This is a genomic window from uncultured Thermosynechococcus sp. (assembly GCF_937958135.1).
Lineage (GTDB): Bacteria > Cyanobacteriota > Cyanobacteriia > Thermosynechococcales > Thermosynechococcaceae > Thermosynechococcus.
The window spans coordinates 50,725-69,238 of sequence record NZ_CALGOG010000045.1; the positions used below are offsets into that span (position 1 = coordinate 50,725).

Below are 18,514 nucleotides of genomic sequence, written 5' to 3' on the forward strand. Positions count from 1 at the left end.
TACACCGATGATTTTTGCGATTCCCTTGGCTTGGTTGCAACTCATTCGGGAGCGGATTCGCCTCCTAGTGGCGATTGCCGGCATTGCCTTTGCCGTGGTGCTAATGCTCATGCAGTTTGGCTTTCGCGATGCCCTTTTTAAGGCGGCAGTGCGCTTCCACGAGAGCCTCAACACCGATATTGTTCTCATTAGTCCCCAATCCACGGCACTGATTGCCATGCGCAGCTTCCCGCGACGGCGACTCTACCAAGCAGCGGGTTTTGAAGGAGTGGAGTCCGTTTCTCCCCTCTACCTCAATTTTGGTCTGTGGCGCAATCCCATTAACAAAAGTACCCGCCAACTAATGGTGATTGGCGTGGATCCGATGGCGGTATCCATTTCAGTGTCCGATACCCCCCACTGGCAGGATGCTATTAAACTAGCGGATCATGTCCTTTTTGATGCCCAATCCCGCGCTGAGTTTGGCCCAATTCCAGAGCTATACCGCCAAGGGAAAGAGGTGACAACCGAAGTTTCTGGCCGCAAAATCACCGTAGCAGGCCTATTTCGCATGGGCGCTAACTTTGGCGCCGATGGTAATTTACTCACGAGTGACTTGAACTTTTTGCGTCTCTTTCCTGAACGCAATCCCGGTTTAATTGATGTGGGTCTGGTGCGGGTGCAGCCGGGGGTCAATACCAAGGCACTGGCACGGCGAATGAAGGCTGCTCTAGGCAATGATGTCCTAGTCATGACCCGTGAGGAGTTTGCTGAGTTTGAACGCAGCTACTGGGAAAAGAGTACCTCCATTGGCTTTATTTTCTCCCTCGGCGCCTTGATGGGTTTTATTGTTGGCTCTGTGATTGTTTATCAAATTCTCTACACCGATGTCACGGATCACTTGGCGGAGTATGCCACCCTCAAAGCGATGGGCTATCGCGACGTATTCTTCTATGGTGTGGTGATGCAGGAATCGTTGATTCTTTCCTGTATGGGCTATATTCCGGGATTCATTGTGTCGTTTCTACTGTATATCCTCATTGCCAATGCCACCTCGCTGCCGGTTTGGATGACGGTGGAGCGAGCAAGTTTGGTCTTTACCCTCACGGTGCTGATGTGTACGCTTTCGGGGGCGATCGCCATGCGGCGGATTCAACAAGCCGATCCTGCGGACATTTTCTAGGATGGTGCTATGGAGCCGGTGATCCAAATTCAAGGCCTCAATCACTACTTTGGTCAGGGGCAACTGCGTAAGCAAATTCTCTTTAATTTACACGCTCGCATTGAAGCGGGTGAGATTGTAATCATGACGGGGCCTTCAGGATCAGGGAAAACAACACTTTTAACCTTGATTGGTGCTTTGCGATCAGCTCAAGAGGGCAGTCTGCGGGTGCTTGGTCAGGAGCTACGCAACGCCACTAAAGAGCAGCAGATTCAAATCCGTCGTCAAACGGGCTACATCTTCCAAGGTCATAATCTGCTCCATGCCTTAACCGCTCGCCAAAATGTGCAGATGGCACTGGATTTGCAACCCCACCTGAGTCAACAGGAAGTCCGAGAACGGGTGGAAGCAATGCTCTGTGCCGTTGGCCTTGGAGAGCGCCTTGATTACTATCCCCATGAACTGTCGGGGGGACAAAAGCAACGAGTGGCGATCGCCCGCGCCCTAGTAGGACACCCAAAAATTGTACTTGCCGATGAACCCACGGCTGCCCTTGATAAAAAATCTGGTCGCGATGTGGTGGAAATTATGCGTGCCCTCGCCCGCGAACAGGGCTGTACCATCCTAATTGTGACGCACGACAACCGCATTCTCGATGTCGCCGATCGCATTATTCACATGGAAGATGGCCGTCTCTCGGAAACCACAATTGGCGTTTCTGCCTAACTTAGAATAGGAACAGCCGGCGCAGTATGAATCCGTTGAGGATATTTGCAGCTCCGCAGCAGACGCTACCGAGTTTAGACAGGGGCGATCGCCTCAGTCGCAAGGTCTTTGGGCGCCCCTATGCCCAATGTTTCTACATCAACAAAGCTGAACTTATTGACGCGATCGTGTAGGTGGCCTCCCCTGTGCAGGTAACGTCCCGCAGCCGTCCCCAGAGTCTCGTCATGGGCTGGTTGATGACCTTTGAAGCGGCAACGGCAAACGCCATGGTGCTCGATAATGCCACAGGGTGCTTAAAGGTTTATTGTCACTGTGGCGTTCAGGAATACTTGGTCTGAGTGGTACCGAACAAGTGGCCGATGACCACGGCATTTTTCGCAGTGTTTACTTCTACCCCTCGTGCAAGAAGCCTTGCAAACAGGATTGAAGTCGCGATCGCCCAAATAACGGTTCTGTGCTATGGTCATAGATAGCGGCTTGCAAGCGCAGCAGTGGCACTTGTCAACTCTTCTCATTTCCAACAGCTTCATCATGCCAGAAGTCTCCGGCGGCAGTCCTTGCCGTGAGCGGAGCTTTTGGTGTGCTTGACAAAGCGATGCCTCCTCGCTTAAGATGCAAGATCCGCGTTTTAGCGATACCCTCTAGAGGATATACATGGCTAGTAATCAGATTTACACGCCACCCGCCTTTACCTTGCCAGACCTTGTCGAGATTCAGCGGGCCAGTTTCCGATGGTTTCTTGAAGAAGGCCTCATTGAAGAGCTAGAGAGTTTTTCCCCAATTACGGATTATACCGGCAAAATTGAGTTGCACTTTTTGGCCAAGGACTACAGACTCAAGGAGCCGAAGTATAGCGTTGATGAGGCCAAGCGGCGGGATGCCACCTATTCGATGCAGATGTATGTCCCGACTCGCCTCATTAACAAAGAAAATGGCAATATCATTGACCAAGATGTCTTCATCGGCGATCTGCCCTTGATGACAGACCGTGGCACGTTTATCATTAATGGTGCCGAGCGTGTCATTGTCAACCAAATTGTCCGCAGTCCCGGTGTTTACTACAAATCAGAAACCGACAAAAATGGTCGCCGCACCTACAATGCCAGTCTCATCCCCAACCGAGGTGCTTGGTTAAAGTTTGAAACCGACAAAAACGATCTGCTCTGGGTACGCATTGACAAAACCCGCAAGCTCTCAGCACATGTCCTTCTCAAAGCCTTAGGTCTCACTGATAGCGAAATCCTAGAGCGGTTGCGTCACCCGGAGTACTACCAAAAAACCGTTGAAAAAGAAGGCAAATTCTCCGAAGAAGATGCCCTTATTGAGCTGTACAAAAAACTGCGCCCAGGGGAGCCACCCACAGTTTCAGGGGGACAACAGCTTCTGGAGTCGCGCTTCTTTGATCCCAAGCGCTATGACCTTGGTCGGGTTGGCCGCTACAAGCTCAACCGCAAGCTGCAATTGAATATTCCCGATACGGTGCGCATCCTCACCCCAGAGGACATTCTGGCGGCCATTGATTATCTGATTAACCTAGAGTTTGATCTGGGAACGGTGGATGACATTGACCACTTGGGCAACCGCCGCGTTCGCTCGGTGGGTGAATTGCTGCAAAACCAAGTGCGCGTTGGCCTCAATCGCCTAGAGCGCATTATCCGCGAGCGGATGACGGTGTCGGACACCGATTCTTTAACCCCCACTTCGCTCGTCAATCCGAAGCCCTTGGTGGCGGCCATTAAGGAATTCTTTGGCTCCAGCCAGCTTTCCCAGTTTATGGATCAAACCAACCCCCTTGCGGAACTCACCCATAAACGGCGCTTGAGTGCCCTTGGCCCCGGTGGGCTTACCCGTGAACGGGCAGGTTTTGCAGTGCGGGATATTCACCCTAGCCACTATGGCCGCATTTGTCCCATTGAAACCCCTGAAGGTCCCAATGCTGGGCTGATTGGTTCCTTGGCTACCCATGCCCGTGTCAATGAGTATGGCTTTATTGAGACGCCCTTTTATCCCGTGAAGGATGGCCGCGTTCTCAAAGATCAGCCGCCTGTTTATATGACCGCTGACGAAGAGGACGACAAACGGGTGGCACCAGGGGATGTGCCCACTGATGAGAACGGCTACATCTTGGGGGATGTGGTACCTGTGCGCTATCGCCAAGATTTCACCACCACCACCCCCGATCAAGTGGACTACGTGGCGGTTTCACCAGTGCAGATTATCTCCGTGGCCACCTCCTTAATTCCCTTCCTAGAGCACGATGATGCCAACCGTGCCCTCATGGGGTCTAACATGCAACGGCAGGCGGTGCCATTGTTGCGTCCCCAGCGTCCTTTGGTGGGTACGGGTCTAGAAGCTCAGGCAGCACGGGACTCCGGGATGGTAGTCCTCAGTCAGACCAATGGCGTTGTCACCTATGTGGATGCCAACCAAATTCGCATTAAGACCGATCATGGCCCTGAGATTACCTACACGCTGCAAAAGTACGAGCGTTCCAACCAAGATACCTGCTTGAATCAACGCCCCATTGTCTTTGTGGGCGATCGCGTCCAAGCGGGACAAGTGATTGCCGATGGCTCCGCCACCGAGGGGGGAGAACTCGCCCTTGGCCAAAACATCCTTGTGGCCTACATGCCGTGGGAAGGCTACAACTACGAAGACGCCATCCTCATCAGCGAACGGCTGGTGCAAGAGGATGTCTATACCTCCATTCACATTGAGAAGTATGAAATCGAGGCACGACAAACCAAACTCGGACCTGAGGAGATTACCCGCGAAGTGCCCAACGTCTCGGAAGATGCCCTGCGGCAATTGGATGAAAACGGCATTATCCGCATCGGTGCCTATGTAGAGGCAGGGGATATTCTCGTCGGGAAAGTCACTCCCAAAGGGGAATCGGATCAGCCCCCCGAAGAAAAACTGCTGCGGGCCATCTTTGGTGAAAAAGCACGGGATGTGCGGGACAACTCGCTGCGGGTGCCCAATGGTGAAAAAGGTCGCGTGGTGGATGTGCGCGTCTTTACCCGTGAGCAGGGGGATGAGCTGCCGCCTGGCGCCAATATGGTGGTGCGCGTCTATGTGGCGCAGAAGCGCAAAATCCAAGTGGGGGATAAAATGGCCGGTCGCCACGGCAACAAAGGGATTATTTCCCGAATTCTCCCTGTGGAGGATATGCCCTTCCTGCCCGATGGCCGTCCTGTAGATATTGTCCTCAATCCTTTGGGGGTACCCTCGCGGATGAATGTGGGGCAAGTTTATGAGTGCTTGTTGGGCTGGGCTGGCGAATGCTTGGGTCGCCGCTTCAAAATTACTCCCTTTGATGAAATGCATGGCAAGGAGAAATCCCGCGAAACCGTCCATGCCAAGCTGAAAGAAGCCAAAGAAGTCACGGGTCAAGATTGGGTCTTTAATGAGAACGACCCAGGCAAAATGGTGGTCTATGATGGCCGCACCGGTGAACCCTTTGACCGCCCAGTAACGGTGGGGATAGCCTATATGCTGAAGCTCGTGCACTTGGTGGACGATAAAATCCATGCCCGCTCCACGGGTCCTTACTCCTTGGTGACTCAACAGCCCCTCGGTGGTAAAGCGCAGCAAGGGGGTCAGCGGTTTGGCGAAATGGAGGTGTGGGCACTGGAGGCCTATGGTGCTGCCTATACCCTCCAAGAGTTGCTAACGGTCAAGTCCGATGATATGCAAGGACGCAATGAAGCCCTCAATGCCATTGTCAAGGGTCAATCCATTCCCCGACCGGGCACGCCGGAATCCTTTAAGGTGCTGATGCGGGAGCTGCAATCCCTGTGCTTGGATATTTCCGTGCGCAAGGCCAGTATTCCCAGCTTTGATGACGATGGGGAAACAAAACCTGATCCCGAGGTGGATTTGATGGTGGATGCCACTCCTCGCCGCACGCCGCCCCGGCCCACCATTGACTACAGTGCCCTTGATGACGCAGACGATAAAGAAGGGGCAACGACCTTCTAGACACGCGGCACCTATTCAGCTTGTTGGGGGCGATCGCCCCCTCGAACCATTCATTGCCAAAGGATTTGTGAGTTTATGCCCAGAATCGAGCAACGCTTTGATTATGTAAAAGTGTCTCTCGCGTCACCGGAGCGCATCATCCAATGGGGTCAGCGCACGCTCCCCAACGGTCAAGTAGTGGGCGAGGTCACTAAGCCAGAAACCATCAACTACCGTACGCTCAAGCCGGAGATGGATGGCCTCTTCTGCGAGCGGATTTTTGGTCCCGCCAAGGATTGGGAATGTCACTGCGGTAAGTATAAGCGGGTGCGCCATCGTGGCATTGTCTGCGAACGCTGTGGCGTTGAGGTCACCGAATCGCGGGTGCGGCGGCATCGCATGGGCTACATCAAATTGGCCGCCCCTGTCACCCATGTGTGGTACCTGAAAGGGATTCCCAGCTACATGGCTATCCTACTGGATATGCCACTGCGGGATGTGGAGCAGATTGTCTATTTCAACTCCTATGTGGTGCTCAATCCCGGCAATCACCCTGCCCTCAGCTACAAGCAGCTCCTGAGCGAAGATCAGTGGCAGGAAATCGAAGAAGAGATCTACAGCGAGGACTCGGAGCTAGAGGGCATCGAAGTGGGCATTGGGGCGGAAGCTATTCAACGCCTGCTTCAGGATTTGGATTTGCAAGCGGAGGCCGACCAGCTGCGGCAAGAAATCCTCAACGCCAAGGGGCAAAAACGCGCCAAGCTGATCAAACGGCTGCGGGTTATTGATAACTTTATTGCCACTGGCGCAAAGCCGGAATGGATGGTGTTGACGGTGATTCCCGTTCTTCCACCGGATCTACGGCCAATGGTGCAACTGGATGGGGGACGCTTTGCCACCTCTGACCTCAATGACTTGTACCGCCGTGTCATTAACCGCAACAATCGCCTTGCCCGTCTCCAAGAAATCCTTGCGCCAGAAATTATTGTCCGCAATGAGAAGCGGATGTTGCAGGAGGCGGTGGATGCCCTGATTGATAATGGTCGTCGCGGGCGCACGGTGGTGGGTGCCAATAACCGTCCCCTCAAGTCCCTTTCGGACATTATTGAGGGCAAACAGGGGCGCTTCCGCCAAAACCTCCTGGGGAAACGGGTGGACTACTCGGGTCGTTCGGTAATTGTGGTGGGGCCAAAGCTGCAAATGCACCAATGCGGCTTGCCTCGGGAAATGGCCATTGAACTCTTCCAGCCCTTTGTGATTCACCGCCTGATTCGTCAGCAAATTGTCAACAACATTAAGGCGGCGAAGCGGCTGATTCAGCGGAATGACCCCCAAGTTTGGGATGTGCTGGAGCAGGTGATTGAGGGTCATCCCGTGTTGCTCAACCGCGCGCCGACACTCCACCGTTTGGGGATTCAGGCCTTTGAGCCAATTCTGGTGGAGGGGCGAGCCATTCAACTGCACCCCTTGGTGTGTCCTGCCTTCAACGCAGACTTTGACGGCGACCAAATGGCAGTGCACGTGCCCCTTTCAATTGAGGCACAGGCGGAGGCGCGGATGCTAATGTTGGCCTCGAACAATATCCTGTCGCCGGCCACAGGCAAGCCAATTATTACCCCTAGCCAAGATATGGTTTTGGGCTGCTATTACTTGACCGCAGAAAATCCGAAGCTGCCCGACTATGGCGATCGCTACTATGCCAACCTCCAAGACGTGGTCATGGCCTACGAACAGGGACACTTACCCCTCCATGCCTTTGTCTGGGTGCGCTACGACGGTGAGGTGGACGATGGCGACACCGGTGAACCCCAGATTACGACCTATGAAGATGGCTGCCGTTTGCTGGAGTACCCCCTGCGGCGGGTCAAGGAGGATGCCAACGGCCAAGTGATTTCCCAATACATCCGCACCACCCCCGGCCGCATCATCTACAACCAAACGATTCAAGAAGCCCTAGCCAGTTAATTTGGGAGACCCCAACACCATGAGTGAGAAAAAGCCTGTTTTCTTTAACCGCACTATTGACAAAAAAGGTTTGCGGGACCTGATTGCTTGGTCGTTCAGCAACTTTGGCACCGCCCGCACAGCGGAAATGGCGGATAAAGTCAAAGACCTTGGCTTTCGCTATGCCACCCGCGCCGGCGTTTCCATCAGTGTGGATGACCTGCTTGTTCCGCCGAAAAAACAAGAACTCCTTGAAGCGGCAGAAAAAGAAATTAAAACCGCCCAAGAGCGCTACTCGCGGGGGGAAATTACGGAGGTCGAACGCTTCCAGAAGGTGATTGACACGTGGAACACCACCAATGAAGAGCTAAAAAACGAAGTGGTGCGCCATTTCCGCAATACCGATGTTCTCAACTCCGTCTATATGATGGCTTTTTCCGGCGCACGGGGGAATCTCTCGCAGGTGCGTCAGTTGGTGGGAATGCGCGGGTTGATGGCCAATCCCCAAGGGGAAATCATTGACCTGCCGATTAAAACCAACTTCCGCGAAGGGCTGACGGTAACAGAGTACATCATCTCCTCCTACGGTGCCCGCAAGGGGTTGGTGGATACGGCACTGCGGACAGCGGACTCCGGTTACCTGACCCGTCGCCTAGTGGATGTGGCTCAAGATGTGATTATCCGCGAAGAGGATTGTGAAACGCAGCGGGGGATTACCCTCCGCAGTATGACGGTGGGAGACAAGGTACTGTCTCTGGAGGATCGGCTTTTGGGGCGGGTGGTACTTAATGATGTTCGCCATCCGCAGACGGGCGAAGTGCTGGTGGCCAAAAATCAAGCCATCTCCGCCGATCTCGCCAAAAAAATCGTCAATGCGGGTATCGAAGAAGTGGTGGTGCGATCGCCCCTCACCTGCGAGGCCACTGGCTCGGTTTGTCGTCTCTGCTACGGCTGGAGTCTTGCCCATGCCAAATTGGTGGATATGGGAGAAGCCGTAGGAATTATTGCGGCTCAATCCATTGGCGAACCCGGTACGCAGTTGACGATGCGCACGTTCCACACAGGAGGTGTGTTTACGGGGGAAGTGGCTCGCCAAGAACGCGCGCCCTTTGCCGGCACTGTGGAGTACAGCAAGAAATTACGGGTACGCCCCCACCGCACCCGCCACGGGGATGAGGCCTTTATTGTCGAAAGTGCCGGCAAGCTGGTGGTTAAAAACCCTCAGCAAACCCAAGAGTTTGATCTTCCCCAAGGGTCAATTGTACTGGTGGAAGATGGGGAAACCGTTGAAGCAGGTCAACTTTTGGTAGAGGTGGCTCAAGCCAGCCGCAGTGTCCGCAAGGCGGTAGAAAAGGTGACCAAGGATGTGGCCTCCGATTTGGCGGGTCAAGTGAAGTTTGTTAACCTTGAGGTCGAGGAAAAGCGCGATCGCCAAGGCACAACCACGCGCATTGCCCCCAAAGGTGGCTTGATTTGGGTACTCTCCGGCGAAGTCTATAATCTGCCCCCCGGTGCTGAGCCGGTTGTTAAAAATGGCGATCGCATCGAAGCCGGTGCCGTCCTGGCAGAAACCACAGTGAAAACAGAACATGGGGGCGTCGTGCGTCTTCCAGAGCAACAGGACAGTAAGGGGGGGCGCGAGGTGGAAATCATTACCGCCTCTGTAATGCTCGATAAAGCCAAGGTGCTCAAAGAAACGCAGCAAGGCCGCGAGCACTACATTATTGAAACTCCCACTGGCCAGCGTTTTTCCCTGAAAGCCGCTCCCGGTACAAAAGTGGCCAATGGTCAAGTGGTGGCCGAACTGATTGACGATCGCTACCACACCACCACCGGCGGTATTCTCAAGTACGCCGACATCGAAGTGGCCAAAAAGGGCAAAGCTAAACAGGGTTACGAAGTCCTCAAGGGGGGAACGCTCCTGTGGATTCCCGAAGAAACCCATGAGGTGAACAAGGATATTTCCCTGCTGATGGTGGAGGACAACCAATACGTCGAGGCGGGCACTGAGGTTGTCAAGGACATCTTCTGCCAAAACAGCGGTGTCGTCGAAGTTATCCAGAAAAACGATATTCTACGGGAAATTATCATCAAGCCCGGTGAACTTCACCTTGTGGACGATCCGGAGGCCGCACGACTAAAACATGGCACCTTAGCGCGTCCCGGTGAAGAGGTACTCCCCGGCCTTGTGGTCGAAGCCCTCTCGCAAGTGGATTATCTGGAAGACACACCGGAAGGGCCGGCAATTCTGCTGCGCCCCGTCCAAGAATTTAGCGTTCCCGATGAGCCATCGGTCCCCAGCCAAGATTCCAGTGATAGCTCAGGGCAATCCATTCGCCTGCGAGCTGTACAGCGGTTGCCTTACAAACACGATGAGCGGGTCAAATCTGTAGATGGGGTTGATCTGCTGCGGACACAATTAGTCCTTGAAATTGGCAGCGAAGCGCCCCAACTGGCCGCCGACATTGAAATTGTGAAGGACGAAGTGGATCCAGACGCCCAGCGGCTGCAACTGGTGATTCTTGAATCCTTGGTGATTCGCCGTGACATTGCTGCGGATCAAACCCAAGGTAGTACGTTTACTTCCCTTCTTGTCAAAGATGGCGATCACATTGGCCCTGGTGCCGTGATTGCCCGGACAGACATCAAGGCCAAGCAGGCGGGTGAGGTGCAGGGCATCTTGCGCAGTGGTGAATCGGTTCGCCGCATTCTGGTCGTTACCGACAGCGATCGCCTGCGGATCGAGACTAACGGGGCTAAACCCACGGTCAAAGTTGGCGATCTCGTGCGTCCGGGCGATGAACTTGCCAAGGGAGTGATGGCTCCAGAAACAGCGGCAGTCATGGCAGTGGCCGATGACCACGTGATCCTGCGCCTAGCCCGTCCCTACCTTGTCTCGCCGGGGGCAGTGCTGCAAATTGAAGACGGTGATCTTGTGCAGCGGGGGGATAACCTTGCCCTGCTGGTCTTTGAGCGGGCAAAAACAGGTGACATCATCCAAGGGTTACCTCGGATTGAAGAACTCCTTGAAGCGCGCCATCCCAAGGAAAAATGTGTGCTGGCCGTGCGCCCCGGTACTTGTCAAGTCACCTACAACAGTGATGATAGTGTAGATATCAAAGTCATTGAAGAGGATGGCACGATTCAGGAATACCCTGTTCTCCCTGGCCAAAACCCCTTGGTGGTGGATGGTCAAAAGGTCAATTTAGCTGACCCCCTCACCGATGGGCCTGTGGATCCCCACGACATCCTCTCAATTTACTTTGAGTACTACAAACCCCAGGGGTTACTCAAAGCTGCCCAAATCAGCTTTGAAAAGGTGCAGTCATTTTTGGTCAACGAAGTGCAGTCGGTGTACCTGACCCAAGGGATTGAGATTTCCGATAAGCACATTGAGATTATTGTCCGCCAGATGACCTCAAAAGTGCGAATTGAGGATGCCGGCGACACAATTTTGCTGTCTGGTGAACTGATGAATCTGCGCCAAGCAGAGCAGGCCAACGAGCCTATGGCACTGACAGGGGGCGCCCCTGCTCAATACATTCCCGTCCTCTTGGGAATTACCAAGGCCTCGCTGAATACCGACAGCTTTATTTCAGCAGCCAGTTTCCAAGAGACAACGCGCGTGCTGACAGAAGCCGCCATTGAAGGCAAGTCCGATTGGCTGCGGGGACTCAAGGAAAACGTGATCATCGGCCGTCTCATCCCTGCGGGCACCGGCTTCAACAGCTACGAGGAAAGTAGCGATGGTGACGAGGAGTGGGAAGAAGGTGAAGAGCGTTTGGGACAAACCCACGTGATTACTCCTGAACCTGAACCTCCATCCATGACCATCAATCCTGCGGCTGACCTCGGTGAGGATGTCCTCATTGACGACGAAACCGCGCCCCACGTGATTGAAAAAATCACTGGACGAACTCGCGATTTTGAATTCGCCAGTAGTGATGCTGACAATGAGGAGGAACTCGCAGAGGAGGAGGACTATGGGGACGAAGAGGAAGAAGATACCTTCTAACTAGAATCTCCTCCGTTGTGAAGAAAGCTACGGTGGGGCTTGGCACCCAATTCAGTCCTGATCCGAGGACAGGCTCAGAGGTGTACTCGCCGTAGCTTTTTTAGTTGCAGGTCAGTTTCGGAGCATACCGAATGGCACAGCAAGTTTTTGCAAAGATGCTAGAAACCCTTGCCATACCCTAAAATTGGCAGTGAAGAGGTCAAAGTAAAAGCCGCAATTTTATGCCTGTTTCAGCATATTCCAGCCTCAGGGCCGATCAGTTTCGTCATCCCCGCGATCGCGAGGCCACCCAAGCGCTCCAGCAACTGCCGGGGTTGGACATTCTTGTGCGATCGCTCCTAGGTTCTGTAGCGGAGCAGGCCTTTTACCTTGAGAACATTGGCAGTAGTCTGCGCCTCGGTGAACAGCAACTGCCAGAAATTTATGCCCTTCATCTGGAGGCGTGCCGTATCTTAGGCTTAGAACCGCCGCAGCTTTATCTTAAACAACATCCCGTTCCCAATGCCTATACCTTTGCGATGCAGGGCAAGCAGCCCTTTGTGGTACTGCACTCCTCCCTTGTGGAGTTACTGACACCCAAGGAATTGCAGGCGGTGCTGGCCCACGAGCTAGGGCATCTGAAGTGTGAGCATGGGGTGTATCTAACCATCGCCAACCTGCTGCTTTTTGCCACCAGTCAACTTTCCCCTTGGGGTCTGCTCGTAGCCCAAGTTTTACAAACTCAATTGATGCATTGGCTGCGCTGTGCGGAACTCACCTGCGATCGCGCTGCACTGTTAGTCACCCAAGACCCGCGGATTGTAGCCTCGGTGCTTATGAAACTCTGTGGTGGCTCGCCGCAGTGGAGCGATCGCCTGAATCTGGATGCCTTTATTGCCCAAGCACGGGCGTATGACGCTGCCGATCGCGGCTGGTACAGTCTTTTTAAGGAAGTGCAGGCCACGCAGCTCACTCACCCCCTCCCTGTGCTGCGGGCACGGGAAATTCTCAATTGGGCGGAAACCCAGCAGTACGATCGCCTTGTGAAACAGCTCCACCCTACTTCCTAAAACCCCGGTTATAACTGCTCAATAATGCCCCGCAGGCGATCGTAATCATCCTTAAGGAGACGATTCAGGTATTGAGCTGCCTGCACTAGCCACTGGCGATCGCGCTGGCGAAGGTGATACAAGAAACGCAGGGTTGCAGCCACCAAGGCATCCCCTGGGCCGTAGCGTAGGGTCAACAGTGTTCGCAAAAAGGTCAATGTGCCACTAAAGGCAATCACTTCCTCAGGAGGACAAGTGTACACCTGCTGGTGCATTTGGGGTGGGCGGGGGGGCAAGTGGTGATAAAAGCGTTCCCTTTCCTCGAAGCCGGCGATGGCGATCGTGACCTCTGTTTTCAACATGGCAAAAATATGGGGTTGCTCTTGCCGTAATTGCTCTAGGGATAGCCCCAAGGCGGTGGCACGGTGAATGGTGTCAATGGGAGCCGTCACTACATAGGCAACAACGCCATAAATCACGCGATCGCTTTCGGGAATCCGCACCCAACTGCCCAAGGCGGGCACCGCAGGAAAATCTAGGTGGGCGGGTTCGTGGCACTGAGCAATGCAGTGATCCGTTGCGGTCTGGATAATTTCGGCAAAGGGCTGGGGGGGAGGCGATCGCCGCGCCATGGTTTACTTTTTCGCTTTTCCCTTGGGCGTGGTCGCGGCTGGCTCTAGCTCGCTCATTTGAAACGTAACCAGTTTGTCCCAGTTCCCCCCCTCAAAGAGCACTGCTACTTTGCCATCTGTAACCCGCTGGACAATCCCCTGAAATTGGTAGTAGGTATCGTTGGGATTGGTTACTTTCACAGTCATACCGGGGAGAATCGTCATTGCTAAGTCGCTGGCCATCGTTTTATCCCAAAGATATCGTGTGCCTCTATTATCTCCTGCCCTTGACCCGTTCGGGCTTTACTGTGAAACGCCAGAAGATAGGCTTTAGCTATGGGCTTAATGATATTTTTTAACGGAGAGGGAGGGATTCGAACCCTCGGATAGGAGTTACCTGCCTATCAACAGATTAGCAATCTGCCGCTTTCGACCACTCAGCCACCTCTCCTTTTTGAGGGTTCTTTATTCTAGATCAGTTTTCTTCTCCTTTTCAATCCTCATTGCTCTGCGGCTGTTGCTCTGGGGGGCGATCCAACCGAGAATCCATGCTAAAGTTTTGCAGAATGGCTGTGTTGTGGGAATAAAGGGAATGGCTGTAGGCTGGCAATCTTCAGCAGTACTTAGGCGAATTTCTACTCTGGCTGAGTTCAGCAGGTTGAGCGTCAAGTCCTCATGTTGAACGATCTTGCCCTGAATCCCCCAAAAATGCTCATGTCGGGACTCCTCGCGATCGCCCCCGTGGCGCTGCCTAGCCCAGTTCAGGCGACACCCACACCTACGCCAGCGGCACAGGCACCTTCTTCGCAAACGTCAGCGTCGGATGCCCTCACGCCCCTTAACCCCGACCCCGATAAACTGGCGCTTCCTAAGACAGTCAACATAGATCTCAATCAACCCCTCACCCTAGAGCAGGCAATTGAGGTGGCCATCCGCAACAACATTGGTCTGCAAATTAGTGAGTTACAACTACAGCGGGCACGGGCACAACTGCGACAGGTCAAAGCCCAGCTTTACCCCACCCTTGCGTTTCAAGCCAGCATTGGCCAGAATACCTCCCCCGGCGGCCAACCTGTTTACCTGCCCCTGAACTTTCAACAGCAGGTCTCTTTGCAACAGCAGCAACAGCAACAAGCGCAGCAACAGCTTCTTACTCAGCAACTGGCCGCCAGCAGTATTTTGAATACTCAGGTGCAACGGTTGCAACAACGATTCCAAGGCCCCCAATTAACGACATTGTCGGATCAGCAAAACCTTGAGCTACAACAGCAACTGCAACAATTGCAAAGTAGTGCCAACCAAGCTGCCACGCCCGCCAATTTCACCCCAATTACCCTTGCGCCCGTCAATCAACTGAGCTATAGAAACTTTTTTACCAACCTCTTTGGGGCAACAAGTGGCGCAACTGCCAATGCAGCGCTGGTCATGAACTATACGTTGTTTGCGGGGGGCGGGCGATCGGCCGCCATCGCAGCGGCTCGCGACCAAGTACGCTTTAGTGAATTGGAGGTACAACGCCAACTTCAACAACTGATCCTTGACGTTACCAATGATTACTACTTAGCACAACAGGCCAAGATCCAGGTGCAAATTGGCGAGGCAGCGGTGGCCAATGCCCAAGTGACATTGCGCAATGCTAAAGCCTTTGAGCAAGCAGGCGTGGGAACGCTGTTGGATGTGTTGACCGCAGAGGTGAGCCTTGCCAATGCCGAGCAAAACTTGAACCAAGCTCGCAATTTGGAAATCACCACGCGGCGGCAGTTGGCACAGCGGTTAAATTTGAACCCGGCGGTGGATGTGGCGATCGCCGACCGTGTTGAGCCTGCTGAGGCATGGACACTTTCCCTTGATGAGAGTATTCTCCTTGCCTATCAGAACCGTGTTGAACTAGAGCAGCAGCTGCTACAGCGCACGATTGCCCTGAAAAATCGTCAGGTGGCATTGGCGGCTACACGTCCCCAACTCAGTCTCTTTGCCGCTGGCAATATGCTGGACAAAGTTGCCGATGATCTGGCGCCGCGCTTTGGCTATGGGGTGGGGCTGCAAATGCAACTTGCTCTCTTTGATGGCGGTAATGCCCGTGCCAGTGCAGCTCGCCAAGAAGTCCTTGCGGCAACTGCTGAGGAACAATACGCCAATCAGAAGAACCTCATCCGCTTGGAGGTGGAAACCGCTTATGCCAATCTCAGGGCCAATGAGAAAAACATTGCCACCGCACGGACGGCTGTTAGCCAAGCCACTGAGGGACTGCGCCTTGCTCGCCTGCGTTTTCAAGCGGGGGTGGGGACTCAACAGGAGGTCACTAGTGCTGAAGCAAATTTGACCCAAGCCCAAGGAAATCTCCTTGCGGCCATTTTGAACTATAATCGCTCCCTAGCAGCATTAAAGCGGGCCGTGGGTTATCCGCAACAGAGACAGTTAGGAGTTAAGAAATAGCTAATGGGCGATCGCCGGCGGGCATTAATTACAGGCATCACAGGACAGGATGGCTCCTATCTTGCCGAACTGCTCCTAGAAAAGGGCTATGAAGTCCACGGCATTATTCGCCGTACCTCCACGTTCAACACCGATCGCATTGACCACATTTACGTTGATCCCCACCAAGAGGGAGCTACTCTGCGCCTGCACTACGGCGATCTCACCGATGGCGGTACCCTAAGGCGAATTATCGAACTTAGCCAGCCCGATGAAATTTACAACCTAGGGGCGCAATCCCATGTGCGAGTCAGCTTTGATGCGCCGCAGTACACGGTGGAGACTGTTGCCATGGGGACGCTGCGACTTCTCGAGGCCATCCGCGAATACCAAGAGCGCACAGGCAAACAGGTAAAGTTCTACCAAGCGGGTTCCTCGGAGATGTTTGGCCTTGTGCAGGAAGTGCCCCAGCGGGAAACAACCCCCTTTTATCCCCGCAGTCCCTATGCCTGTGCCAAAGTCTATGCCCACTGGCAAACCGTGAATTATCGCGAGGCTTACAATCTATTTGCCTGTAATGGCATCCTCTTTAACCACGAAAGTCCTCGGCGGGGGGAAACCTTTGTCACCCGCAAAATTACCCGTGCCGTTGCCCGGATTGTGACTGGCCAGCAAAACAAGCTTTACTTGGGTAACTTGGATGCCAAGCGGGATTGGGGCTACGCCAAGGACTATGTGCGCGCCATGTGGCTAATGCTGCAACAGGAACGCCCCGATGACTATGTGGTGGCCACGGGCGAAACCCACTCCGTACGGGAATTTTTAGAACTAGCCTTTGGTTATGTCGGTCTCAATTGGCAAGACTATGTGGAATTTGACCCCCGTTATTTGCGGCCTACAGAGGTGGATTTACTCTTGGGAGATCCAACAAAAGCCAAAACGGTTCTAGGCTGGCAGCCCTCGGTTACGTTTCCGGAACTGGTGGCCTTGATGGTGGAAGCCGATCTCCAGGCTGTGGGTGCCTTGGGGAGAACGCCCAAAACCACTTCCGACACGGTGCTCGATCTCATGGCTCAGCGGCAGTTTATTAGCAAGGCAGACTAGCGATGGATTTAAGTCAAAAGAGAATTCTCGTCACGGGGGGAGCGGGGTTCTTGGGACGCCACGTGGTAGCACACCTGCAAAAAGCAGGGGCAATGCCTGAGCAAATCACAGTGGTGCGATCGCGCGACTACGATCTCCGCCAACTGTCTGCTTGTCAAGCCGTTGTTCAAAACCAAGATATTGTCATTCACCTTGCCGCCCACGTGGGGGGGATTGGCCTCAACCAAGCCAAGCCCGCTGAACTCTTTTATGACAACCTGATGATGGGGGCACAACTCATTGACTGTGCCTATCGCGCAGGGGTTGAGAAATTTGTTTGCGTGGGAACCATTTGTGCCTATCCCAAATTCACCCCCGTTCCTTTCAAAGAAAGCGATCTGTGGAGCGGCTACCCCGAAGAAACCAATGCCCCCTACGGCATTGCTAAAAAAGCCTTGCTGGTTCAGCTGCAAGCCTATCGGCAGCAGTATGGGTTTAATGGCATCTATCTTTTGCCTGTGAATCTCTATGGGCCGGGGGATAACTTTGACCCCTTGAGTTCCCATGTGATTCCTGCTTTGATTCGCAAAGTTTATACCGCTCAGCAGAAGGGGGAGAATGTGATTCCCGTGTGGGGCGATGGCAGTCCTAGCCGCGAATTTCTCTATGTGGAGGATGCAGCTCGCGGCATTGTCATGGCCACCCAGGCTTACGATGATCCCGATCCCGTCAACCTAGGTACGGGTGAAGAAATCACCATTAAGAACTTAGTTGCCCTCATCTGCGAACTCATGGGATTTCAAGGGGAGATTGAATGGCAGACGGAGAAACCCAATGGTCAGCCCCGCCGCTGCTTGGATACTACCAAAGCAAAGGAAGCCTTTGGTTTTTGTGCCCAAATTTCCCTTAGAGAAGGTTTGGAGCGCACAATTAGTTGGTATCGTCAACATGCTGCATCCCTATGACAAACTGGCTCCAGATTATTCAGGACATTGCCCAAGACATCTTCCAAGAATTGGGAACTGGCTTTAATGAAGCCATCTACCAGAAGGCCTTTGAGGTGGCTCTGCGGGAACGACAAATTAAGTACGAAGAGCAACGCAAGGTGCCAATTCTCTTTCACGGCTATTTTGTGGGGGAGGCCATTCCCGATCTCATTCTCTATGACTATGACAATGACCAAGCGGTTGTGGTGGTTGAGCTAAAGGCGGTTCAGAAGGTTGGCGACAAGGAAGTCAAGCAGGTCAGGAAGTACATGGAGACCTTAAACATTCCGCTGGGAGTTGTGGTCAACTTTCCGACTTCTACTGAAGCAGATGGAATCCAAATCACTGAGGTCAGCCTAGGATCGACCCTTTAAGACTCATTAGAGGCTCTCCCGATACTCAGCCAGCAGGGCAATCACCTGCATCAGCACCTCTCGATTGTGGGGAGAGGGGTCAACTAAGAAGTTGAGGAGTGCAAGATCGCGTTCAGCTTCGATTCTAGCTCGGCGAGTCGCTCGTTCTGCTTCTGCAATTCGGCGTTGCTCCTCAATAATTCGGCGTTGCTCTTCTGCAATTCGGCGTTGCTCTTCTGCAATTCTTTGAGC

Annotated in this window: 14 protein-coding genes, 1 tRNA gene and 1 pseudogene; 12 read left to right on the plus strand and 4 right to left on the minus strand. The window is 53.6% G+C overall.

Annotation, left to right across the window (positions count from 1 at the left end; all coding sequences use genetic code 11):
* Window positions 1–7: 7 nt before the first annotated feature.
* The 8 genes from devC to Q0711_RS05865 all read left to right on the plus strand — a co-directional run bounded on the left by devC (window position 8) and on the right by Q0711_RS05865 (window position 12,835).
* The gene (gene devC / locus Q0711_RS05830) at window positions 8–1,162 is read left to right on the plus strand and encodes an ABC transporter permease DevC (RefSeq protein WP_298613915.1); all 1,155 of its coding nucleotides are present in this window, start codon (window positions 8–10) and stop codon (window positions 1,160–1,162) included.
* A gap of 9 nt (window positions 1,163–1,171) precedes the next feature.
* Entirely contained in the window at window positions 1,172–1,867 is a 696-nt protein-coding gene (locus tag Q0711_RS05835; RefSeq protein ID WP_298613917.1) for a DevA family ABC transporter ATP-binding protein, read from the plus strand.
* 26 nt (window positions 1,868–1,893) lie between these two features.
* The gene (locus tag Q0711_RS05840; protein ID WP_298613919.1) at window positions 1,894–2,040 is read left to right on the plus strand and encodes a hypothetical protein; all 147 of its coding nucleotides are present in this window, start codon (window positions 1,894–1,896) and stop codon (window positions 2,038–2,040) included.
* Between the two features lie 12 nt (window positions 2,041–2,052).
* On the plus strand, window positions 2,053–2,205 hold the full coding sequence (locus tag Q0711_RS05845; protein ID WP_298613921.1) for a hypothetical protein: 153 nt from the start codon (window positions 2,053–2,055) through the stop codon (window positions 2,203–2,205).
* Between the two features lie 316 nt (window positions 2,206–2,521).
* The gene (gene rpoB / locus Q0711_RS05850) at window positions 2,522–5,848 is read left to right on the plus strand and encodes a DNA-directed RNA polymerase subunit beta (protein ID WP_298613922.1); all 3,327 of its coding nucleotides are present in this window, start codon (window positions 2,522–2,524) and stop codon (window positions 5,846–5,848) included.
* 75 nt (window positions 5,849–5,923) lie between these two features.
* Window positions 5,924–7,792: a DNA-directed RNA polymerase subunit gamma gene (locus tag Q0711_RS05855; protein WP_298616969.1), complete on the plus strand. Its 1,869-nt coding sequence runs from the start codon at window positions 5,924–5,926 to the stop codon at window positions 7,790–7,792.
* A 19-nt stretch (window positions 7,793–7,811) separates the two neighbouring features.
* A complete protein-coding gene (locus Q0711_RS05860) occupies window positions 7,812–11,786 on the plus strand; it encodes a DNA-directed RNA polymerase subunit beta'' (protein ID WP_298613926.1) in 3,975 nt (1,324 codons plus the stop codon).
* Between the two features lie 221 nt (window positions 11,787–12,007).
* Entirely contained in the window at window positions 12,008–12,835 is an 828-nt protein-coding gene (locus Q0711_RS05865; RefSeq protein ID WP_298613928.1) for a M48 family metallopeptidase, read from the plus strand.
* Window positions 12,836–12,843: 8 nt separating this feature from the next.
* Here the strand turns inward: Q0711_RS05865 and Q0711_RS05870 are convergent, their stop codons facing one another.
* The 3 genes from Q0711_RS05870 to Q0711_RS05880 all read right to left on the minus strand — a co-directional run bounded on the left by Q0711_RS05870 (window position 12,844) and on the right by Q0711_RS05880 (window position 13,876).
* On the minus strand, window positions 12,844–13,446 hold the full coding sequence (locus Q0711_RS05870; RefSeq protein ID WP_298613930.1) for an HAS-barrel domain-containing protein: 603 nt from the start codon (window positions 13,444–13,446) through the stop codon (window positions 12,844–12,846).
* Window positions 13,447–13,449: 3 nt separating this feature from the next.
* Window positions 13,450–13,650 carry an NAD(P)H dehydrogenase subunit NdhS gene (locus tag Q0711_RS05875; protein ID WP_366142447.1) on the minus strand — a complete coding sequence of 67 codons (201 nt, stop codon included), beginning with the start codon at window positions 13,648–13,650 and terminating at the stop codon, window positions 13,450–13,452.
* A gap of 134 nt (window positions 13,651–13,784) precedes the next feature.
* Window positions 13,785–13,876, minus strand: a tRNA-Ser gene (locus tag Q0711_RS05880).
* 224 nt (window positions 13,877–14,100) lie between these two features.
* Here Q0711_RS05880 and Q0711_RS05885 point away from each other — a divergent pair.
* From Q0711_RS05885 to Q0711_RS05900, 4 genes are read left to right on the plus strand one after another with little or no spacing between them, the layout of a single operon-like run.
* The gene (locus Q0711_RS05885) at window positions 14,101–15,861 is read left to right on the plus strand and encodes a TolC family protein (RefSeq protein ID WP_299041934.1); all 1,761 of its coding nucleotides are present in this window, start codon (window positions 14,101–14,103) and stop codon (window positions 15,859–15,861) included.
* Window positions 15,862–15,864: 3 nt separating this feature from the next.
* Window positions 15,865–16,944, plus strand: coding sequence for a GDP-mannose 4,6-dehydratase (gene gmd / locus Q0711_RS05890; protein ID WP_298613937.1), 1,080 nt, complete (start codon window positions 15,865–15,867; stop codon window positions 16,942–16,944).
* A gap of 2 nt (window positions 16,945–16,946) precedes the next feature.
* Window positions 16,947–17,888: a GDP-L-fucose synthase gene (locus Q0711_RS05895; protein ID WP_298613939.1), complete on the plus strand. Its 942-nt coding sequence runs from the start codon at window positions 16,947–16,949 to the stop codon at window positions 17,886–17,888.
* The gene (locus Q0711_RS05900; RefSeq protein ID WP_298613941.1) at window positions 17,885–18,283 is read left to right on the plus strand and encodes a GxxExxY protein; all 399 of its coding nucleotides are present in this window, start codon (window positions 17,885–17,887) and stop codon (window positions 18,281–18,283) included. The genes Q0711_RS05895 and Q0711_RS05900 overlap by 4 nt, the downstream gene beginning before the upstream one ends.
* 6 nt (window positions 18,284–18,289) lie before the next feature.
* Here Q0711_RS05900 and Q0711_RS05905 read toward each other — a convergent pair.
* Window positions 18,290–18,514, minus strand: a pseudogene (locus Q0711_RS05905) (hypothetical protein); the annotation flags it as partial.